The organism is Stutzerimonas kunmingensis, from assembly GCF_014764705.1.
In the GTDB taxonomy this organism is placed as follows: domain Bacteria; phylum Pseudomonadota; class Gammaproteobacteria; order Pseudomonadales; family Pseudomonadaceae; genus Stutzerimonas.
The window spans coordinates 150,156-166,870 of record NZ_JACXXG010000004.1 but is presented as its reverse complement, the minus strand read 5'-3'; the positions used below and the strand labels follow the sequence as shown (position 1 = coordinate 166,870).

At 61.1% G+C, this 16,715-nt stretch carries 19 protein-coding genes and 1 pseudogene; 5 read left to right on the top strand and 15 right to left on the bottom strand.

Translation table 11 applies throughout. From position 1 onward, the window contains the following. Positions 1 to 4 precede the first annotated feature (4 nt). From IEG05_RS05685 to IEG05_RS05675, 3 genes are read right to left on the bottom strand one after another with little or no spacing between them, the layout of a single operon-like run. The gene (locus tag IEG05_RS05685; RefSeq protein WP_191121740.1) at positions 5 to 1,027 is read right to left on the bottom strand and encodes a PilW family protein; all 1,023 of its coding nucleotides are present in this window, start codon (positions 1,025 to 1,027) and stop codon (positions 5 to 7) included. After that, the gene (gene pilV, locus IEG05_RS05680) at positions 1,024 to 1,461 is read right to left on the bottom strand and encodes a type IV pilus modification protein PilV (protein ID WP_042927703.1); all 438 of its coding nucleotides are present in this window, start codon (positions 1,459 to 1,461) and stop codon (positions 1,024 to 1,026) included. Before pilV ends, IEG05_RS05685 begins: the two co-directional genes overlap by 4 nt. A gap of 1 nt (position 1,462) precedes the next feature. Continuing rightward, positions 1,463 to 1,960 (bottom strand): GspH/FimT family pseudopilin, encoded by a 498-nt coding sequence (locus IEG05_RS05675; protein ID WP_042927704.1) that lies wholly within the window; start codon positions 1,958 to 1,960, stop codon positions 1,463 to 1,465. A gap of 131 nt (positions 1,961 to 2,091) precedes the next feature. Between IEG05_RS05675 and IEG05_RS23620 the strand changes: the two are divergent. Then, positions 2,092 to 2,166, top strand: a pseudogene (locus tag IEG05_RS23620) (prepilin-type N-terminal cleavage/methylation domain-containing protein); the annotation flags it as partial. A 12-nt stretch (positions 2,167 to 2,178) separates the two neighbouring features. Continuing rightward, a complete protein-coding gene (locus IEG05_RS05665; protein ID WP_042927705.1) occupies positions 2,179 to 2,604 on the top strand; it encodes a GspH/FimT family protein in 426 nt (141 codons plus the stop codon). Here IEG05_RS05665 and ispH read toward each other — a convergent pair. The 6 genes from ispH to murJ all read right to left on the bottom strand — a co-directional run bounded on the left by ispH (position 2,601) and on the right by murJ (position 10,047). Next, complete coding sequence (ispH, locus tag IEG05_RS05660; RefSeq protein WP_191121739.1) at positions 2,601 to 3,545, bottom strand: 4-hydroxy-3-methylbut-2-enyl diphosphate reductase; 945 nt, start codon at positions 3,543 to 3,545, stop codon at positions 2,601 to 2,603. The two genes, IEG05_RS05665 and ispH, sit on opposite strands and share 4 nt — an antisense overlap. A 116-nt stretch (positions 3,546 to 3,661) precedes the next feature. After that, the gene (locus tag IEG05_RS05655) at positions 3,662 to 4,099 is read right to left on the bottom strand and encodes an FKBP-type peptidyl-prolyl cis-trans isomerase (RefSeq protein ID WP_101274460.1); all 438 of its coding nucleotides are present in this window, start codon (positions 4,097 to 4,099) and stop codon (positions 3,662 to 3,664) included. Beyond that, positions 4,092 to 4,595 carry a signal peptidase II gene (gene lspA, locus IEG05_RS05650; RefSeq protein WP_044315014.1) on the bottom strand — a complete coding sequence of 168 codons (504 nt, stop codon included), beginning with the start codon at positions 4,593 to 4,595 and terminating at the stop codon, positions 4,092 to 4,094. Before lspA ends, IEG05_RS05655 begins: the two co-directional genes overlap by 8 nt. A 36-nt stretch (positions 4,596 to 4,631) precedes the next feature. Further along, the gene (gene ileS, locus IEG05_RS05645) at positions 4,632 to 7,463 is read right to left on the bottom strand and encodes an isoleucine--tRNA ligase (protein ID WP_191121738.1); all 2,832 of its coding nucleotides are present in this window, start codon (positions 7,461 to 7,463) and stop codon (positions 4,632 to 4,634) included. A gap of 1 nt (position 7,464) precedes the next feature. Continuing rightward, on the bottom strand, positions 7,465 to 8,415 hold the full coding sequence (gene ribF, locus IEG05_RS05640) for a bifunctional riboflavin kinase/FAD synthetase (RefSeq protein WP_191121737.1): 951 nt from the start codon (positions 8,413 to 8,415) through the stop codon (positions 7,465 to 7,467). A gap of 84 nt (positions 8,416 to 8,499) precedes the next feature. After that, positions 8,500 to 10,047 carry a murein biosynthesis integral membrane protein MurJ gene (gene murJ / locus IEG05_RS05635; protein ID WP_101274462.1) on the bottom strand — a complete coding sequence of 516 codons (1,548 nt, stop codon included), beginning with the start codon at positions 10,045 to 10,047 and terminating at the stop codon, positions 8,500 to 8,502. Positions 10,048 to 10,269: 222 nt separating this feature from the next. Here murJ and rpsT point away from each other — a divergent pair, with 222 nt between their 5' ends. Next, positions 10,270 to 10,548 (top strand): 30S ribosomal protein S20, encoded by a 279-nt coding sequence (gene rpsT / locus IEG05_RS05630; RefSeq protein WP_003288018.1) that lies wholly within the window; start codon positions 10,270 to 10,272, stop codon positions 10,546 to 10,548. An 87-nt stretch (positions 10,549 to 10,635) separates the two neighbouring features. Here rpsT and IEG05_RS05625 read toward each other — a convergent pair whose 3' ends face one another. The 5 genes from IEG05_RS05625 to rplU form a co-directional block, all read right to left on the bottom strand. Beyond that, positions 10,636 to 11,100 carry a CreA family protein gene (locus IEG05_RS05625; protein ID WP_003302151.1) on the bottom strand — a complete coding sequence of 155 codons (465 nt, stop codon included), beginning with the start codon at positions 11,098 to 11,100 and terminating at the stop codon, positions 10,636 to 10,638. 7 nt (positions 11,101 to 11,107) lie between these two features. Then, positions 11,108 to 12,226 carry a glutamate 5-kinase gene (gene proB, locus IEG05_RS05620; RefSeq protein ID WP_191121736.1) on the bottom strand — a complete coding sequence of 373 codons (1,119 nt, stop codon included), beginning with the start codon at positions 12,224 to 12,226 and terminating at the stop codon, positions 11,108 to 11,110. A 105-nt stretch (positions 12,227 to 12,331) separates the two neighbouring features. Continuing rightward, on the bottom strand, positions 12,332 to 13,549 hold the full coding sequence (gene cgtA / locus IEG05_RS05615) for an Obg family GTPase CgtA (RefSeq protein WP_003302134.1): 1,218 nt from the start codon (positions 13,547 to 13,549) through the stop codon (positions 12,332 to 12,334). Positions 13,550 to 13,718: 169 nt separating this feature from the next. Next, a complete protein-coding gene (rpmA, locus tag IEG05_RS05610) occupies positions 13,719 to 13,976 on the bottom strand; it encodes a 50S ribosomal protein L27 (protein WP_003281574.1) in 258 nt (85 codons plus the stop codon). A 35-nt stretch (positions 13,977 to 14,011) separates the two neighbouring features. Then, positions 14,012 to 14,323, bottom strand: a complete 312-nt coding sequence (gene rplU, locus IEG05_RS05605; RefSeq protein ID WP_003302133.1) for a 50S ribosomal protein L21 — start codon at positions 14,321 to 14,323, stop codon at positions 14,012 to 14,014. Positions 14,324 to 14,565: 242 nt separating this feature from the next. Here rplU and IEG05_RS05600 point away from each other — a divergent pair, with 242 nt between their 5' ends. Together IEG05_RS05600 and IEG05_RS05595 are read left to right on the top strand one after the other, a co-directional pair. After that, on the top strand, positions 14,566 to 15,534 hold the full coding sequence (locus tag IEG05_RS05600) for a polyprenyl synthetase family protein (RefSeq protein ID WP_191121735.1): 969 nt from the start codon (positions 14,566 to 14,568) through the stop codon (positions 15,532 to 15,534). A gap of 148 nt (positions 15,535 to 15,682) precedes the next feature. Next, a complete protein-coding gene (locus IEG05_RS05595; protein ID WP_003302130.1) occupies positions 15,683 to 15,910 on the top strand; it encodes a PA4570 family protein in 228 nt (75 codons plus the stop codon). Positions 15,911 to 16,026: 116 nt separating this feature from the next. On the opposite strand, the gene IEG05_RS05590 is transcribed toward IEG05_RS05595, so the two are convergent. Beyond that, entirely contained in the window at positions 16,027 to 16,644 is a 618-nt protein-coding gene (locus IEG05_RS05590) for a BamJ family beta-barrel-assembly machinery protein (protein WP_014821449.1), read from the bottom strand. Between the last annotated feature and the right edge of the window lie 71 nt (positions 16,645 to 16,715).

The window sequence follows — 16,715 nt, the reverse complement described above, 5'->3', positions numbered from 1 at the left end:
ACTCTCACCGAACCCGATTACGAATAGCGACAACGCTGCCGAAGGTTTGCCGTAGACGGCCATCGGCAGCGACTGCGGCGCCGTTGAAGTTGATCGATTGCACCGCCTCGCCCGCTTTTGCCACGACGTTGTCGTCCGTGCTGCTCAACAGAAGGCGGAAGCGCACGCTAACCACCCTCGACCAGTCCGTAACGTCATTGGCCGAGCGGTATACATTGGCGACGGGGTTATTGCCCGTCTTGATGCCGTACTCCACTTGGAAGTCCTCGACGCCATCCACTAACTCGGCGGGATTGGCGCTGGTGTCGGATCGATTGGCAAAGCGCCGCTGGATCCAAAGCGCCCGTATAGGCGTTCCGTCGTTCGAGATTCGTGCGGTATCCCTTACGAAAAACGCAACCTCTTCGAAGGCCATTACCTCGGCATCCGTTCCGTACGCCTTGCTGAGGCGGTTGCTGGTGTTCATGTTGCTCGCATGGGCAACCGTGGTTTTTCCGCCTGCCGAGGAAACACTGGTCGCACGGAAGACGTCAGCCGACACGCAATCAGCGATGAACAAGGTATCGCCTGCCTCGAGCCCCAGCCGATTGTCCACGACCTGGATATTGGCGTTGTCGACGGCCATGTTGCCGGTCAGTTGCAGACCGAGGTTGGAGGCCTTGCGGATGGTCAGCACATCGGTCCCGGCACTTGCGTTCCAGCTATTGCTGGAAGCCACGTTGTTCGCCCCGCCCATGATCGCCCCCAGCGGGTTCGTCGCATCCAGCGGAGCAGGAGACGCGATGACATTGATGTCGATCTCTTCGATGTTGCCGCATCCCATGTAGCCTGCCATCCGACTCTCGGCAGCCAGCAGGCCGACGGCGAATCGCCCATTTTCCTGCAGCCGGGACATTGCATCCTGAACCCGGTAGGTCGTTTTGCTCGACAGGAACATCTGCATGACCGCAGCCCCGATCACTAGGCTGAGGACAAGTGCCACCATGAGTTCGACCAGACTCAGGCCTTGGCTCCGCTTGAAATTCACAGACAGTCCCTCTCGCAAAGCCGGGTGGTAAAGACGAACTGCTGGGCCGCCTCGCCACCCGACTTGGTCTCATCCCATTGCACGGTTATCGAGTAGATATCGCCATTCTTGCCCACGCTTCCATTACCCGCGGGCAACTGGGTCGCCATCGCTGCCTTCCATTCCCGCAGGTCCGTCTCAGCGATACCGCTACCGGTCGGAGCGCTGTCGCTAAGGCCAATCGAGTAACTTCCCGCCAGCGCGGCTGGCGCATTGGCTCGCATACGATCGGCAATGTCGTACGCCAGGAAAGTCGCATGCGAGCGAAAGGCTGCGGTCTGGTTGAACTGAAGAGCGTTCAACTGAAGACCTATCATGCCGAGAATCCCGACTCCCAATATCAACATCGACACGAGAACTTCGATAAGCCCGAAGCCCTCCATTCTTCTTTCCATCTTATTGGCACTCCTTTCGCGCAACCGCCGCTCTTCCCATCGCGTTAACGCTGACTATTCGCTCATAGCGACATTCGAGATTCGGAATCGTATAGGCGAAACTCACGGTTGTACCGGCAGCAACACTATCCAGCCGTCCTTGCCCGTTGAATATGACTTCACTCGCAGTCGACGTCAGACTTGCATTCCCGTCGAGCCCAGGAAAGACCCTGATCAACTCACCATCATCGAGCGTGGAATTGACATTTGCATCCGCCCATATACGCCACCCGGCATGCCAGTTGCCGTTATTAGAGGACGTGACCCTGACCTGCCCTCCTCGCTTGACAGACTCGCTTCGCGCCAAGTTGAGCGCATTGAGTAGCAGCCCCGCCTGGGTCTGCGCGCGATTCTGGCGGATAAGGTTGCCGAATTCCGGCACGGCAATACTCAACACGATTGCCAGAATGGCCATCGTCACCATTAGTTCGGTCAACGTGAATCCAAGACTTCGCCGCATGCAAACCTTCCCCTTGAGATGCGCTGACAGTATTCTCTGGTCCGTTTGGATATTCATTCCAAGGCAGATGGTCGGAGGCGAAAGCCAGACGACTGGCACTCATCTGCCAGATCACAGACAGGCAGGACGCCATGCTTACATCAAAGGGACTTAGTCTCGTAGAGTTACTTGTCACACTTTCGATAATCAGCATTCTTTCCCTGATCGCAATACCGGGGATGGGTAGGCTGAGACAGGACCAAGAGCTTTCCAACTATCTTTCAACGCTACGGGGAAGCCTGGCCTACGCGCGGCAGGAAGCGATCCGCACCGGCAGCAGCGTATCGATCACCCCCAAGCAGAGCCGCTGGCAGAATGGATGGCAGGTCTTCCTCGATGCCAACCATGACGGCATCGTGCAAGCACACGAGCGAGTGCTGAGGGATGCGGCGCCAGTGCGAAACGGGCTGTCCCTTTCCGGCAACACCCCCGTGCAAAGCTACATTCGCTACACCCCGAGCGGCAGGGCTACCCTGGTCAATGGCGCCTACCAGATGGGCACGCTGGCGCTCTGCCAGAACGACGGCGGCAAGGGCTACAAGTTGCGCCTGAACAATGCAGGGCGGGTTTCGGCGATCGCCGTCAGCGGTTGCGAAGCCTTCTAGAGCGCTTTGACCCGCAAGTCCTTCGGCATGGAGAACGTCACGTTCTCCGGCCGCCCTTCCAGCTCGTCCATCCCAGTAGCGCCCCACTCACGGAGCCGCTCGATCACCCCACGCACCAGCACTTCAGGGGCTGATGCACCGGCGGTGATACCGATACGCTCGATGTTCTCGAACCATTCGCGCTTAAGGTCTTCGGCGCCGTCGATGAGATAAGCCGGCGTGCTCATCCGCTCGGCGAGTTCGCGCAGGCGGTTAGAGTTCGAGCTATTCGGGCTGCCCACGACCAGAACCACATCGCATTCATCGGCCAGTTGCTTCACCGCATCCTGGCGATTCTGGGTGGCGTAGCAGATGTCATCCTTGCGCGGGCCGCCGATGCTTGGGAACTTGCTGCGCAGCGCGTCGATGACACGGCTGGTGTCATCCATGGAGAGCGTTGTCTGGGTGACAAAGGCCAGCGCCTCGGGGTCGCGCACTTGCAGCTGGGCGACGTCTTCCTCGTCTTCAACCAGGTAGATCGCGCCACCGTTGCGCGCATCGTACTGGCCCATAGTGCCTTCGACTTCCGGGTGGCCCTGATGACCGATCAAGATGCACTCACGCCCATCACGACTGTACTTGGCGACTTCCAGATGCACCTTGGTCACCAGCGGACAGGTGGCGTCGAAAACCTTCAAACCACGCTTCTCCGCCTCCAGCCGCACAGCCTGGGAGACGCCATGGGCACTGAAGATGACAATGACGTCGTCCGGCACCTGGTCCAGCTCTTCGACGAAGATCGCCCCACGCGCACGCAGGTCTTCGACCACGAACTTGTTGTGCACCACTTCATGCCGCACATAGATCGGCGGCCCGAAAACTTCCAGGGCCCGGTTGACGATTTCGATGGCGCGATCCACACCCGCGCAGAAGCCGCGAGGGTTGGCGAGTTTGATTTGCATGGTAAGTCTCGGCACGCGAAGGCTTGATGACGGGTGAGTGTAACGCGATACGGCACAGGCGTACTCCGACGCCCTGTATCAGCCAGCGGGAGGGAAGCAATCCTCCCGGCTTCCGGTTACACCGGTTTGACGTCGATGATCTCGACCTCGAAGGTCAGGATCTTGCCAGCCAATGGATGATTGAAGTCTACGGTGACCTGACTCTCGTCGAACGCCTTCACCACACCCGGCAGCTCGGTACGCGCCGCATCCTGGAAGCTCACCATCAAACCCTCCGAGAGCTCCATTCCTTCGAACTGGCTGCGCGGCATGACCTGCACATTCTGCGGGTTGACCTGGCCGAAGCCCTGCTCCGGAGCAATCTGCAGGGTGCGTTTGTCGCCCACCTTGAGGCCGTAGAGCTGCTGCTCGAAGCCTGGCAGCAGGTTGCCGTCACCCACCTTGAAGGTTGCTGGCTTCTTGTCGAACGTGCTGTCAACCAGCTCGCCCGTTTCCAGGCCAAGCGCGAAATGCAGGGTGACTTCCTTGTCCGGCCCAATGCGCTGTTCAGTCATGTGCAGCTTCTCCGGTCTTGTTGCCCTTGAACATGTCCAGCGCCAGCATGACGGCACCGACGGTGATGGCGCTATCAGCGATATTGAACGCCGGGAAATACCAGCGGTTCTGCCAATGCACCAGAATGAAATCGACTACATGGCCTAACACCACGCGATCGTAGAGATTGCCCAGCGCGCCGCCCAACACCAGCGCCAACGCTACTGCCAGCCAGGTTTCGTTTGCTTTCAGTCGCTTCAGCCAGACCACCAGCACGACACTGACACCAACTGCGATCACCGCAAACAGCCAACGCTGCCAGCCACCATGATCGGCAAGGAAGCTGAACGCCGCCCCCGTGTTGTAGGCCAGCGTCCAGGCGAAGTAGCCCGGAATCACGTCGACCTTCTGGTACAGGCTGAAGTTGGCCTCAAAGTAGTGTTTGGTCGCCTGATCGAAGGCGATCACCAGCACACTGAGCCACAGCCAGGCGAGCCGACCGAAACGCGCACTCATTGCACAGCCTCCGGCCCGCTGATCGTCCGGCGCATATCACGCATAGTGACGGACCTCACCAGCGCCTTCGATATTCTCCACACAGCGACCGCAGATGTCCGGATGCTCGGCATGCGTACCAACGTCCGGCAGATGGTGCCAGCAACGACCACACTTGCTATGTCCGGTCTTGCGGACCACCAGCTTGAGGCCGGCCAGCTCGCTCTCCACGGCCTCGGCTGGGGCCTGAGCCAGTGGTGCGATATCTACGGCAGAGGTGATCAGCACGAAGCGCAGTTCGTTGCCCAGCTTGGCCAACTCCGCAGCCAGCGCGCCTTCTGCATACAGCGTGACTTCCGCCTGCAGATTGCCGCCAATGGTCTTGGCCGCACGCTGGTTTTCCAGTTCCTTGTTCACCGCGGTCTTGACCGCCATGACCTTGTCCCAGAAAGCGCGATCGAGCTCGGCTTCCTGTGGTAGCGCGGTCAGGCCCGTGTACCAGGTATTGAGCATCACCGATTCGTTGCGCTCGCCCGGCAGGTACTGCCAGATTTCCTCGGCGGTGAAGGCCAGGATCGGCGCGATCCAGCGCACCAGCGCCTCGGCGATGTGATACAGCGCGGTCTGGCAGGAGCGACGCGGCAGGCTGTCCGCACCAGTGGTGTATTGGCGGTCCTTGATGATGTCCAGATAGAAGCCGCCCAACTCCTGCACGCAGAAGTTGTGCACCTTCTGGTAGACGTTCCAGAAGCGATAGGTGGTGTAGGCCTCCTCGATCTCCTGCTGCAGCAGCAGTGCGCGGTCGATGGCCCAGCGGTCCAGGGCGATCAGCTGATCATTCGGCACCATGTGCTGCGCGGGATCGAAGCCGTCGAGATTCGAGAGCAGGAAGCGTGCGGTGTTGCGGATACGACGGTAGGCATCGGCGCTGCGCTGCAGGATCTGCTTGGATACCGCCATCTCGCCGGAATAGTCGGTGGCCGAGACCCACAGACGCAGGATGTCGGCGCCCATGCTGTCGGTTATTTCCTGCGGCGCGATGACGTTGCCGAGGGATTTGGACATCTTGCGGCCGTTCTCGTCCACGGTGAAGCCGTGGGTCAGCAGGCCCTTGTACGGTGCATGACCATCGATGGCCGCGCCGGTCAGCAGCGATGAATGGAACCAGCCGCGATGCTGGTCGGAGCCTTCCAGATAGAGATCGGCACGCGGGCCGCTTTCGTGACCCATGGGGTGCGAGCCGCGCATCACATGCCAGTGGGTGGTGCCGGAATCGAACCAGACATCGAGGGTGTCGGTGATCTTCTCGTACTGCGCCGCTTCGTCGCCGAGCAACTCGGCTGCGTCGAGCTTCGACCAGGCCTCGATACCGCCCTGCTCCACACGCTGCGCCACGGCTTCCATCAGCTCGACGGTACGCGGATGCAGCTCGCCGCTTTCCTTGTGCAGGAAGAACGGGATCGGCACGCCCCAGGTGCGCTGGCGCGAGATGCACCAGTCCGGACGCCCGGCGATCATGCCGTGCAGGCGCGCCTGGCCCCAGGCCGGGACGAACTCGGTCTGCTCGATGGCATCCAGTGCACGGCGGCGCAGCGAGCTGCCGTCATGGGCGACCTTGTCCATACCGACGAACCACTGCGCCGTGGCGCGGTAGATCAGCGGCGTCTTGTGCCGCCAGCAGTGCATGTAGCTGTGCTGGATCGACTCGTGCTTGAGCAGCGCGCCGACCTCGGCGAGCTTCTCGACAATAGCCGGGTTCGCTTTCCAGATGAACTGTCCACCAAAGAACGGCAGGTCGGAGACGTAGACGCCGTTGCTCTGCACCGGGCCAAGGATGTCGTCGTTCTCCATCCCGTAGTGCTTGCAGGAGCGGAAGTCGTCCTCGCCGTAGGCCGGCGCCGAGTGGACGATACCGGTACCGGCACCGGTTTCCACGTAATCGGCCAGGTAGATCGGGGCGAAGCGCTCATAGAACGGATGACGGAAGCGGATCAGCTCCAGCACCTTGCCTTCGCAACGGGCGATGATGTCACCAGTCAGACCGTAGCGCTGCAGGCAGGACTCGACCAGTTCCTCGGCCAGCACCAGCAGGCGCTCGCCGGTGTCGACCAGCGCATAGACGAACTCGGGGTGCACGTTCAGTGCCTGGTTGGCCGGAATGGTCCAGGGCGTGGTGGTCCAGATCACGATGCTGGCAGGCTTGGCCAGATTCGGCAGACCGAACGCAACAGCCAGCTTGTCGGCATCCTCGACTTCGAAGGCGACGTCGATGGCATCGGATTTCTTGTCCTGATATTCGACCTCCGCCTCGGCCAGCGCCGAACCGCAGTCGAAGCACCAGTTCACCGGCTTCAGGCCCTTGAAGACGAAGCCGCCTTCGACCAGTTTTGCCAGGGCACGGATTTCGCCCGCTTCATTGGCAAAGTCCATGGTCTTGTACGGGTTGTCCCAGTCACCCAGGACGCCGAGGCGGATGAAGTCGGCCTTCTGCCCTTCGATCTGTTCGGCCGCGTAGGCACGGCAACGCTCGCGGGTCAGATCGGCCGGCTGGTTCTTGCCGAAGGTGGTCTCGACCTTGTGCTCGATCGGCAGACCGTGGCAATCCCAACCCGGCACATAGGGCGCGTCGAAACCAGCCAGGGTGCGCGAGCGGACGATCATGTCCTTGATCACCTTGTTCACCGCGTGGCCAATGTGAATATTGCCGTTGGCATACGGCGGGCCATCGTGCAGGACGAACTTCGGGCGACCTTCGCCGATCTGCCGCAGCTTCCGGTACAGGTCAATGCTGTTCCAGCGCTGCAGAATCTCCGGCTCGCGCTGTGGCAGACCGGCCTTCATCGGAAATGCCGTGGACGGCAGATTGAGGGTCGCTTTGTAATCGGTCATTTCAGTCCTGACTCGTCATGAGGGGTGAAGCCCGCCAGTATTCACGGGCAGCGGCGATGTCGGCTTCGATCGCCGTCTTGAGCGCCTCCAGCGAGGCGAAACGCTGCTCGTCGCGCAGCTTGCGATGGAAGGTGACCTGCACCAGACGCCCATACAGGTCGCCCTGATAATCGAGCAGATGCACTTCCAAGTGTGGTTTACCGTCACTTTCGACCGTGGGTCGCATGCCGATGTTGGCGACACCGGCAAGCGACTTGTCGTCCAGCTCGAGACTGACCAGAAACACGCCACTCAGCGGCGTGTTGCGGCGTTTGAGCTGCACATTGGCAGTTGGCGCGCCGAGCTGGCGGCCCAGTTTCTGCCCGTGCATGACCCGGCCGGTGATACCGAACGGTCTGCCGAGCAGTGCTTCGGCGCAGGCCAGGTCACCCTCCGCCAGCACCTGGCGCAGCCGCGTGCTACTGACCCGCTCGCCGTCCACCTCAATGGTGGTGGCGGCCTCGACCGAGAAGCCTTCGGCCGCGCCGGCCTTGAGCAGGAAGTCGAAATCGCCGGCACGGTCGCAACCGAAACGGAAATCGTCACCGACTTCCAAATGCCGTACACCCAACCCTTCCACCAGCGTGGCGTGGACGAATTCAGCGGCACTCAGCTCTCGCAGGCGGCGATTGAAGGCCAGACACAACACCAGATCGACGCCCTGCTCGCTCAACAGCTGCAGTTTTTCACGCAAGCGGGTGAGCCGCGCCGGCGCCTTGTCCGGCGAAAAGAACTCACGCGGTTGCGGCTCGAAGATCACTACGCAGCTGGGCAGCCCCAATTCGGCCGCACGCTCGCGCAGCCGCGCCAGGATGGCCTGATGCCCCCGGTGCACGCCGTCGAAATTGCCGATGGTGGCGACGCAGCCCCGATGCCGGGGTCGCAGATTGTGAAGGCCTCGAACCAGCTGCATACCGCACTTCTTGCTTGAAAAGTGGCCGATTATACGCACGTGCCGCGCATCCCGGACAGGTTTGCTCCGCTCGTGAATCGTCGATCAATGCCGCAAATGCCGCGGTCGCAGCCCGGTCAGCAACAACCCGGCGGCGAATGCCGCGAGCCCTGCGCAAACGAGAATCCCCAACCGCAGCGCTCGCTGCTGCCAGCCCCAGACGAACCACTCCTGCGCCGGCACGTTAAGCCACCAGACCGTCGCCACCATCGCCGCACAGGCAGCTGCCAGGCGTAACCCGAACAGCCACCAGCCCGGTGCAGGACGGTAGACGCCAACCTTGTACAACCCCCAGAACAGCAGCACAGCGTTGAGCATCGACGACAACGAAGTCGCCAGCGCCAGCCCGACATGCTGTAACGGCCAGATCAGGATCAGGTTCATTACCATGTTCGCGACCATGCAAATGACCGCGACGCGTACCGGCGTCTTCAGATCCTGACGAGCGAAGAAACCCGGCGCCAGCACCTTGATCAGCATGAACGCCAGCACGCCGAGAGAATAGGCCTGCAGCGCCCTGGCCGATTGCACCACCGCCTCCTCGCTCATGGCGCCGTAATAGAACAGGCTGGCGATCATTGGCTCGGCGAGAATACCCAGCGCCAGCGCAGCGGGAACGCCTACCAGCAGCACCATGCGCAATGCCCAATCGACCGTTGCGGAGAACGCCTTTGGATCTTCTCCGGCATGCTGGCGCGACAAGCTCGGCAAGATCACCGTGCCAATCGCGATGCCAAACGCCCCCAACGGCAGCTCTGACAGGCGATCGGCGTAATACAACCAGGACACGCTGCCGGTCTGCAGAAAGGAAGCCAGCACTGTATCCAGCAACAGATTGATCTGACTGACCGAGACACCGAACAGCGCCGGCACCATCAGCAGCATGATGCGTCGAACGCCCTCGTCGCCCCGCTTTACCTTTGGCCGCGGCAGCAGGCCAAGCTTGGCGACATACGGCAGCTGGAAGGCCAGCTGGGCGAAACCGGCAATGAACACGCCCCAGGCAAGCGCCATGATCGGCTGATCGAAATAGGGCGTGAGAAACACAGCCGAGGCGATCATGCAGACATTGAGCAGCACCGGCGTGAAGCCCGGCACCGCGAAATGCCCGTAACTGTTGAGCACGCCGGAGGTGAACGCCGTCAGCGAGATCAGCATCAGGTAGGGAAAGGTGATGCGCAGCAGCTCGCCAGCCAGCTGCATCTTCTCCGGATCATCATGAAAGCCGGGCGCGAAGACCATTACCACATAGGGCGCAAACAGCACGCCCAGCGCAGTCAGCCCGGCAAGGATGAGCCCTAGCATGCCGGCGGTGCGATCCACCAACTGCTTGACGTCCTGCAGCGTGCGCTTGGTGCGATATTCCGAAAGCACCGGAACGAACGCCTGAGCGAATGCGCCCTCGGCAAACAGCCGGCGCAGAAAGTTGGGAATCTTGAACGCAATGAAGAATGCGTCGGCCGCAGCCCCCGAACCGAAGTAGCTGGCGACGACCATATCGCGTACCATGCCCAACACGCGTGACAGCAGGGTCATGACACTGACCACGGCGCTGGAGCGCAACAATCCGCCCTTGCCGGTTTTTTCGGACATTTGTCTTCCTAGAATTGCAGCGAGATTGATCGACCGAGCGCTCAGCGCCGGCCGGATCGATGGCCAGTTACGACACGAAAAGAGGCGGCGAGTTTAGCCGCAGCCCTTCTGTCCGACCAGCTTCTCAAGCCATTCGACCGGGCTTGACAAGCGCCCTTCGCGTCGGCATGATTCGCGGCCTTATTTGCTTTGCAATCCCCCAAGTTTTCGAGGAGTTCGACGGTGGCCAACAGCCCTTCCGCCAAAAAACGCGCAATTCAGGCTGAGAAGCGTCGCAGCCACAATGCCAGCTTGCGCTCCATGGTTCGTACCTACATCAAGAATGTGGTCAAGGCCATCGACGCCAAAGACCTGGACAAGGCTCGCGCAGCCTACACTGCTGCTGTGCCGGTCATTGACCGCATGGCCGACAAAGGCATCATCCACAAGAACAAAGCTGCTCGTCACAAGAGCCGCCTGAACGGCCACATCAAGGCCCTCGGTGAAGCTGCTGCAGCCTAACAGCAGGTTCTTGAAAAAACCGGCCTAGTGCCGGTTTTTTTATGCCCAAATTTTGCCCCACTCGCGAAGGATGGGCCGATGCGCAAGTTACGGCGCAACCGGCCAAGGCAAAATCGGAATCGCCGTCACCGCATTCTGCGGACTACCCTCGATGACGCGATCGCTGTAGACCAGATAAACCAAGGTATTACGCGACTCATCAAAGAAGCGCACCACCTGCATGGTCTTGAACACCAGCGAGGTGCGCTCCTTGAACACTACATCGCCATCCTTGAGCTTGCCGTTGATGCGAATCGGCCCGACCTGGCGACAGGCGATGGACGCCTCGGCACGATCCTCCGCGAGCCCCAGCCCGCCCTTGATTCCACCGGTCTTGGCGCGAGACAGATAGCAGGTCACACCATCGACCAAGGGATCGTCGAACGCCTCCACGACGATCTTGTGATTCGGCCCGAGCCACTTGAAGACCGTATCCACCTCACCGACCTGCTCGGCCAACGCCAGCGAAGGGATGAGCAATCCAAAAACCAGCGAAAAATTGGCTAAACGCATCCTCACCTCAGACCAGAATCATGTTGTCGCGATGGATAAGCTCCGGTTCGTCGACATACCCGAGCAGCTTTTCAATTTCATCTGATGGCCGCCCAAGGATGCGCTGCGCCTCGGCTGCACTGTAGTTCACCAGACCGCGCGCGACCTCCGAACCCTGCGGGCCGACACAGACGACCATCTCGCCACGACGAAACGCCCCCTGCACAGCCCTGACCCCAACCGGCAGCAGACTGCGGTTACCCTGGCGCAGCGCGTGCACAGCACCGTCGTCCAGCGTCAGCGTGCCACGAGTCTGCAGGTGCCCAGCCAACCATTGCTTGCGCGCCGCATGCCGACTGCACTCCGGCGCCAGCAGCGTACCCAGGCGATCACCCGCCTTGAGCCGCGCCAGCACCTGCTCGATGCGCCCACCAACGATCACCGTATGCGCGCCAGAGCGCGCTGCCAGACGCGCCGCACGAAGCTTGGTCTGCATGCCGCCACGCCCCAGCGCCCCTCCCGTGCCGCCAGCCACTGCATCCAACGCAGGATCGTCGGCGCGCGCCTCACTGATGAGATTGGCTTGAGGACTGAAACGCGGGTCGGCGTCGAACATGCCGTCCCGGTCGGTCAGGATGACCAGCAGATCGGCCTCGACCAGGTTGGCGACCAGTGCAGCAAGCGTGTCGTTGTCGCCAAAGCGGATTTCGTCAGTGACCACCGTGTCGTTCTCGTTGATGACCGGCACCACACCGAGATCGATGAGCGTACGCAGCGTGCTGCGCGCATTGAGATAGCGCTTGCGGTCCGAGAGATCGTCGTGGGTGACAAGAATTTGCGCCGTCTGCTGATCGCAGCGAGCGAAGCTGGATTCCCAGGCGCGAATCAAGCCCATCTGTCCGACAGCGGCGGCCGCCTGCAACTCATGCACAGCCTTCGGTCGAGAGCTCCAGCCAAGACGACTCATGCCCGCAGCAACCGCACCCGACGACACCAGCACGAGCTCCACACCAGCCTCGCGCAAGGCCACCATCTGATCGACCCAGACCGCCATCGCAGCCTGATCGAGCCCGCGGCCGTCGGCGGTCAGCAGCGCACTGCCGATCTTGACCACCCAGCGCCGCGCACCGCTCACCTTGTCCCGCATCGTTCCCGCCTTCTATACGGCCAAAACACTTCCGGATCGGACTGCGCACGAGGCAGCCCACCGACCACTCGCCTGACCAGGCCGCGCAGCGGCCCGGGGTTCGACTTAGCGCACGTAGATGATCTCGGCACCACCCTCGTCATCATCATCGTCATCGAAGTCGTCGTCTTCGACCTCATCGGCCGCCTTGACGCCAGCGCGGCGCAACGCACGCTGATCATCCAGCTCCTGCAAGCGGGCCCGCGCCTCATCTTCGATCTGGCGATCGAGCTCGGCCAGGGCCTCGGCGTAGTCAGGCTCTTCGGCGATGCGCACAGTGCGCTCATCCAGATAACGCATGATCGCCTGACTCAGCGCTTCGGTACCCTCGCTCTCCAGCGCGGAGATGACGAATACAGGACCCTTCCAGTCCAAGCGCTCGACCACCTGCCGGACACGTTGCTCACGCTCGTCTTCCAGCAGCTGATCAGCCTTGTTCAGCACCAACCAGCGATCGCGCTGCGTCAGCGCCGGGCTGAACTTCTCCAGCTCATGCAGGATCACCTCCGCCGCATCAGCCGGGTCGCTACCATCTAACGGAGCCATATCCACCAGGTGCAGCAGCAGGCGAGTACGCGCCAAGTGCTTGAGGAAGCGAATCCCCAGCCCCGCGCCTTCGGCCGCCCCCTCGATGAGCCCCGGAATGTCGGCAATCACGAAGCTCTTGTAGCGTCCGACACTGACAACACCGAGGTTCGGCACCAGCGTGGTGAACGGGTAGTCAGCGACCTTGGGCTTGGCCGCCGACACCGAGCGAATGAAGGTGCTCTTACCGGCATTCGGCAAGCCCAGCAGACCGACATCCGCCAACACCTTCAGCTCGAGCTTGAGATCACGAGCATCACCCGGCTTGCCCGGCGTGGTTTGCCGCGGCGCGCGATTGGTGCTGGACTTGAAGCGCGTATTGCCCAGCCCATGCCAGCCGCCTTGAGCCACCAGCAGGCGCTGCCCCGGCTTGGTGAGGTCGCCCATGATCTCCTGGGTAGCCGCATCGATGATGGTGGTACCAACCGGCACCGGCAGGACAAGATCCTCACCCTTGGCGCCTGTACAGTCGGTACTACCGCCCTTCTGCCCGTTCTGCGCATTGAAGCGACGGGTGTAGCGGTAGTCCACCAGCGTGTTGAGGTTCTCGTCGGCCTCCAGATACACCGAGCCGCCGTCACCGCCATCGCCGCCGTTGGGGCCACCCTTTTCGATGAACTTCTCACGACGAAAGCTCATCATGCCGTTGCCGCCGTCGCCGGCCTTTACAAAAATCGATACTTCATCGACGAATTTCATGGGAACGCCTCCCGTCGCAGGACGGGCTTAGGAAACAAGAAACGTAAGGGTCTTGCAAAAAACCCAGCGAAAACTGAATGAGCACCGAGCAGTTCTTTGCAAGAGCCTCACAGGATACAGAAACAAAAAAGCCCCGTCGCATGACAGGGCTTTTCCAGCAACGACGCAGTTAGGCTGCGACGACGCTCACGTAGCGACGGCCAAAAGCGCCCTTCACTTCGAACTTGATCACGCCTTCCACTTTTGCGAACAGGGTGTGATCCTTACCCATGCCAACGCCGTAACCGGCATGGAACTGGGTGCCGCGCTGACGCACGATGATGTTGCCGGCCTTGATGGCCTGGCCGCCGTACATCTTCACGCCAAGGCGTTTGGCTTCTGAGTCGCGACCGTTGCGGGTAGAACCGCCAGCTTTTTTGTGTGCCATGAGTTCAATACTCCTATAAGGGGATTCAGGCCCGATTAGCCCTGAATACCGGTGATTTTGACCTCAGTGAACCACTGACGGTGGCCCTGACGCTTCATGTGGTGCTTACGACGGCGGAATTTGATGATGGTGACCTTGTCGTGACGGCCCTGGGCGATCACTTCAGCGGTAACCTTGGCACCATCGACCACCGGAGCGCCGATCTTTACATCATCGCCGTTGCCGATCAGCAGAACGCGGTCAAAAGTGACAGCTTCGCCAGTCGCAACTTCGAGTTTTTCAATCTTGAGGTATTCGCCTTCGGCGACCTTGTATTGCTTGCCGCCGGTTACGATAACTGCGTACATCTGTGTATCTCCGTTGATCCTGCTCACCCAGCGCTTTGAAAGAATGATTAGTGGCTGGCATGGCTGCATGGGGCCGGAAGGTGACGCCCGTGCAATTGCGTAAGGCAGGGAAATGCCCAGGGGGAAGTTCAGGGTCCGCGATTGTACGCATGCGATACACCCCGCGCAATAGCCAACTGGAGTTGCCTTGACAGTGCCAGACCCGCCCCCTAGCATGCCGCGCAATCTGCGAGGAGTCCCCGATGCAACCCCAGCCTTTCTATCAAGTTGTGGCGGACGATTTTGCCGCTGTCGACGGCATCATCCGCAAGCAACTGACTTCGCGCGTTCCTCTGGTGGAAAAGATCGGGGACTACATCACCTCGGCCGGCGGCAAGCGCCTGCGCCCTCTGCTGGTACTGCTCAGCGGCAGTGCACTCGGGCATCAGGGCGATCAATTACGCTTGCTGGCTGCCATCATCGAGTTCCTGCACACCTCCACGCTGCTACATGATGATGTGGTCGACATGTCCGGCATGCGCCGCGGCCGCTCCACCGCCAACGCCCTGTGGGGAAATGCGCCAAGCGTACTGGTTGGCGACTTTCTATATGCACGTTCGTTCGAAATGATGGTGGAACTGGATTCCATGCCGGTGATGCGCATCATCTCCCAGGCAACGCGCGTCATTGCCGAAGGCGAAGTACTGCAGCTGTCGAAGGTCCGCGACGCCAGCACCACCGAAGAAATCTACATGGAGGTCATCCGCGGCAAGACCGCGATGCTCTTCGAAGCCTCGACCCACAGCGCCGCCACCCTGGCCGGCGCCAGCGAGGAACAGCGTGAGGCACTGCGCACCTTCGGCGATCACCTAGGCATCGCCTTCCAGCTGGTCGACGATCTGCTCGATTACCAGGGCGACACGGAAACCCTCGGCAAAAACGTCGGTGACGACCTCGCCGAAGGCAAGCCTACCCTTCCGCTGATCTACACCATGCGCGAAGGTACCACCGAACAGGCCGCTCTGGTGCGCAAAGCCATCCAGAAAGGCGGCCTCGAAGACCTGGAAAGCATCCGCGCCGCTGTCGAGGCATCAGGTGCGCTGGACTACACCGCCAAGCTTGCCCGCGACTATGCCGAACGCGCTATTGCCTGCCTCGAAGTGATCCCCGCCAATCAGTATCGCGATGCCCTGGTCGAGCTTTGCCGCTTCGCCGTAGCGCGCACCCACTGACACCCCAGCAATGTCGACGCTGCGCTTCGAGCGCAGCCTTCACCCCGCCCGTTGACCCCTCACCTCCACCCTCATCAGGGGAATATTTGCGCTTGCATATTTGCAAATAACAATTATTCTCATTACGAGAATGAATTGGAGGTGACGCATGACTTATCTGATAGATGCCTGGCTGGATCGCCCGCAACCCTACCTGCGCATACTCGACCGGAATACCGGCGCCGTATGCGTTTCACTCGAAGGGGATGCACTGGAAGAGTTGCGAGAACAAGGTGATCTCGATGTGCAGGAGTTGAGCACGAGTGAACCCTGCGTGCTCAAGGAACAGGTTCGAAACCTGTTCCTCTTCAGCTATGCCCGCGCGCTGCGGCCCTGACCAGTACGTAATACCGAGATCGAGAGCCGCACACGGGCAAGCGGTCAGGGCTCACCAGCAGCTTGTCGGTAACCGATTAGTCGCCGACCACAGACGCTACGCCCCAGCAGCCGGACTCAGAGCACGTCCAGCAGTTCGACGTCGAATACCAGCGTGCTGTGCGGCGGGATACTGCCAACGCCCTGAGCACCATAGGCCAGCTCGCTCGGTACATACAGGCGCCACTTGCTGCCGGCATTCATCAGCTGTAGTGCTTCGGTCCAGCCGGCGATCACGCCGCCTACCGGGAACTCGGCAGGCTGGCCACGCTGGTAGGAGCTGTCGAACACACTGCCGTCGATCAGCGTGCCGTGGTAATGCGTGCGCACACTGTCCTCGCGGGACGGTTTGGCGCCCTCACCGGTCGTCAGCACTTCGTATTGCAGACCCGACTCCAGCACCACAACGCCTTCGCGCTTGGCATTCTCGACAAGGAAGGCGCGACCTTCTGCTGCGGCAGCTTCGGCTTTCTGCTGCGCCTCGGCCTGCATGCGCTCGCGGATCACCGCGAAGCTGGCGTTCAGCGCTTCCGGGCTGACCTGGCTGGCAACACCGGCAAACGCATCACGAATACCGGCGATCACCGCATCGAGACTGACGCCCGGCGGGGGATTGTCACGCAGCTGGTCGCCCAGCTGGCGGCCGATGCCGTAGCTCACACGGGTTTCGTCAGTGGATAGATTGAGGTCGGTCATGCCGGGCTCCGAGAGGAAAAAAGGTCGGCCAGCCTAGCACAGCTGAAGCGAGCGGACGCAGCCACCCATAC

What these genes read in the sequence shown, in the direction of transcription:
- cgtA (WP_003302134.1), bottom strand. Translation starts at nt 13,549, where the DNA reads ATGAAATTCGTCGATGAAGTATCGATTTTTGTAAAGGCCGGCGACGGC.
- pilV (WP_042927703.1), bottom strand. Translation starts at nt 1,461, where the DNA reads ATGGAAAGAAGAATGGAGGGCTTCGGGCTTATCGAAGTTCTCGTGTCG.
- ribF (WP_191121737.1), bottom strand. Translation starts at nt 8,415, where the DNA reads ATGCAGCTGGTTCGAGGCCTTCACAATCTGCGACCCCGGCATCGGGGC.
- IEG05_RS05625 (WP_003302151.1), bottom strand. Translation starts at nt 11,100, where the DNA reads ATGCGTTTAGCCAATTTTTCGCTGGTTTTTGGATTGCTCATCCCTTCG.
- IEG05_RS05665 (WP_042927705.1), top strand. Translation starts at nt 2,179, where the DNA reads ATGGGTAGGCTGAGACAGGACCAAGAGCTTTCCAACTATCTTTCAACG.
- IEG05_RS05600 (WP_191121735.1), top strand. Translation starts at nt 14,566, where the DNA reads ATGCAACCCCAGCCTTTCTATCAAGTTGTGGCGGACGATTTTGCCGCT.
- lspA (WP_044315014.1), bottom strand. Translation starts at nt 4,595, where the DNA reads ATGAGTGCGCGTTTCGGTCGGCTCGCCTGGCTGTGGCTCAGTGTGCTG.
- IEG05_RS05655 (WP_101274460.1), bottom strand. Translation starts at nt 4,099, where the DNA reads ATGACTGAACAGCGCATTGGGCCGGACAAGGAAGTCACCCTGCATTTC.
- murJ (WP_101274462.1), bottom strand. Translation starts at nt 10,047, where the DNA reads ATGTCCGAAAAAACCGGCAAGGGCGGATTGTTGCGCTCCAGCGCCGTG.
- ileS (WP_191121738.1), bottom strand. Translation starts at nt 7,463, where the DNA reads ATGACCGATTACAAAGCGACCCTCAATCTGCCGTCCACGGCATTTCCG.
- IEG05_RS05675 (WP_042927704.1), bottom strand. Translation starts at nt 1,960, where the DNA reads ATGCGGCGAAGTCTTGGATTCACGTTGACCGAACTAATGGTGACGATG.
- proB (WP_191121736.1), bottom strand. Translation starts at nt 12,226, where the DNA reads ATGCGGGACAAGGTGAGCGGTGCGCGGCGCTGGGTGGTCAAGATCGGC.
- rpmA (WP_003281574.1), bottom strand. Translation starts at nt 13,976, where the DNA reads ATGGCACACAAAAAAGCTGGCGGTTCTACCCGCAACGGTCGCGACTCA.
- rplU (WP_003302133.1), bottom strand. Translation starts at nt 14,323, where the DNA reads ATGTACGCAGTTATCGTAACCGGCGGCAAGCAATACAAGGTCGCCGAA.
- IEG05_RS05590 (WP_014821449.1), bottom strand. Translation starts at nt 16,644, where the DNA reads ATGACCGACCTCAATCTATCCACTGACGAAACCCGTGTGAGCTACGGC.
- IEG05_RS05595 (WP_003302130.1), top strand. Translation starts at nt 15,683, where the DNA reads ATGACTTATCTGATAGATGCCTGGCTGGATCGCCCGCAACCCTACCTG.
- ispH (WP_191121739.1), bottom strand. Translation starts at nt 3,545, where the DNA reads ATGCAAATCAAACTCGCCAACCCTCGCGGCTTCTGCGCGGGTGTGGAT.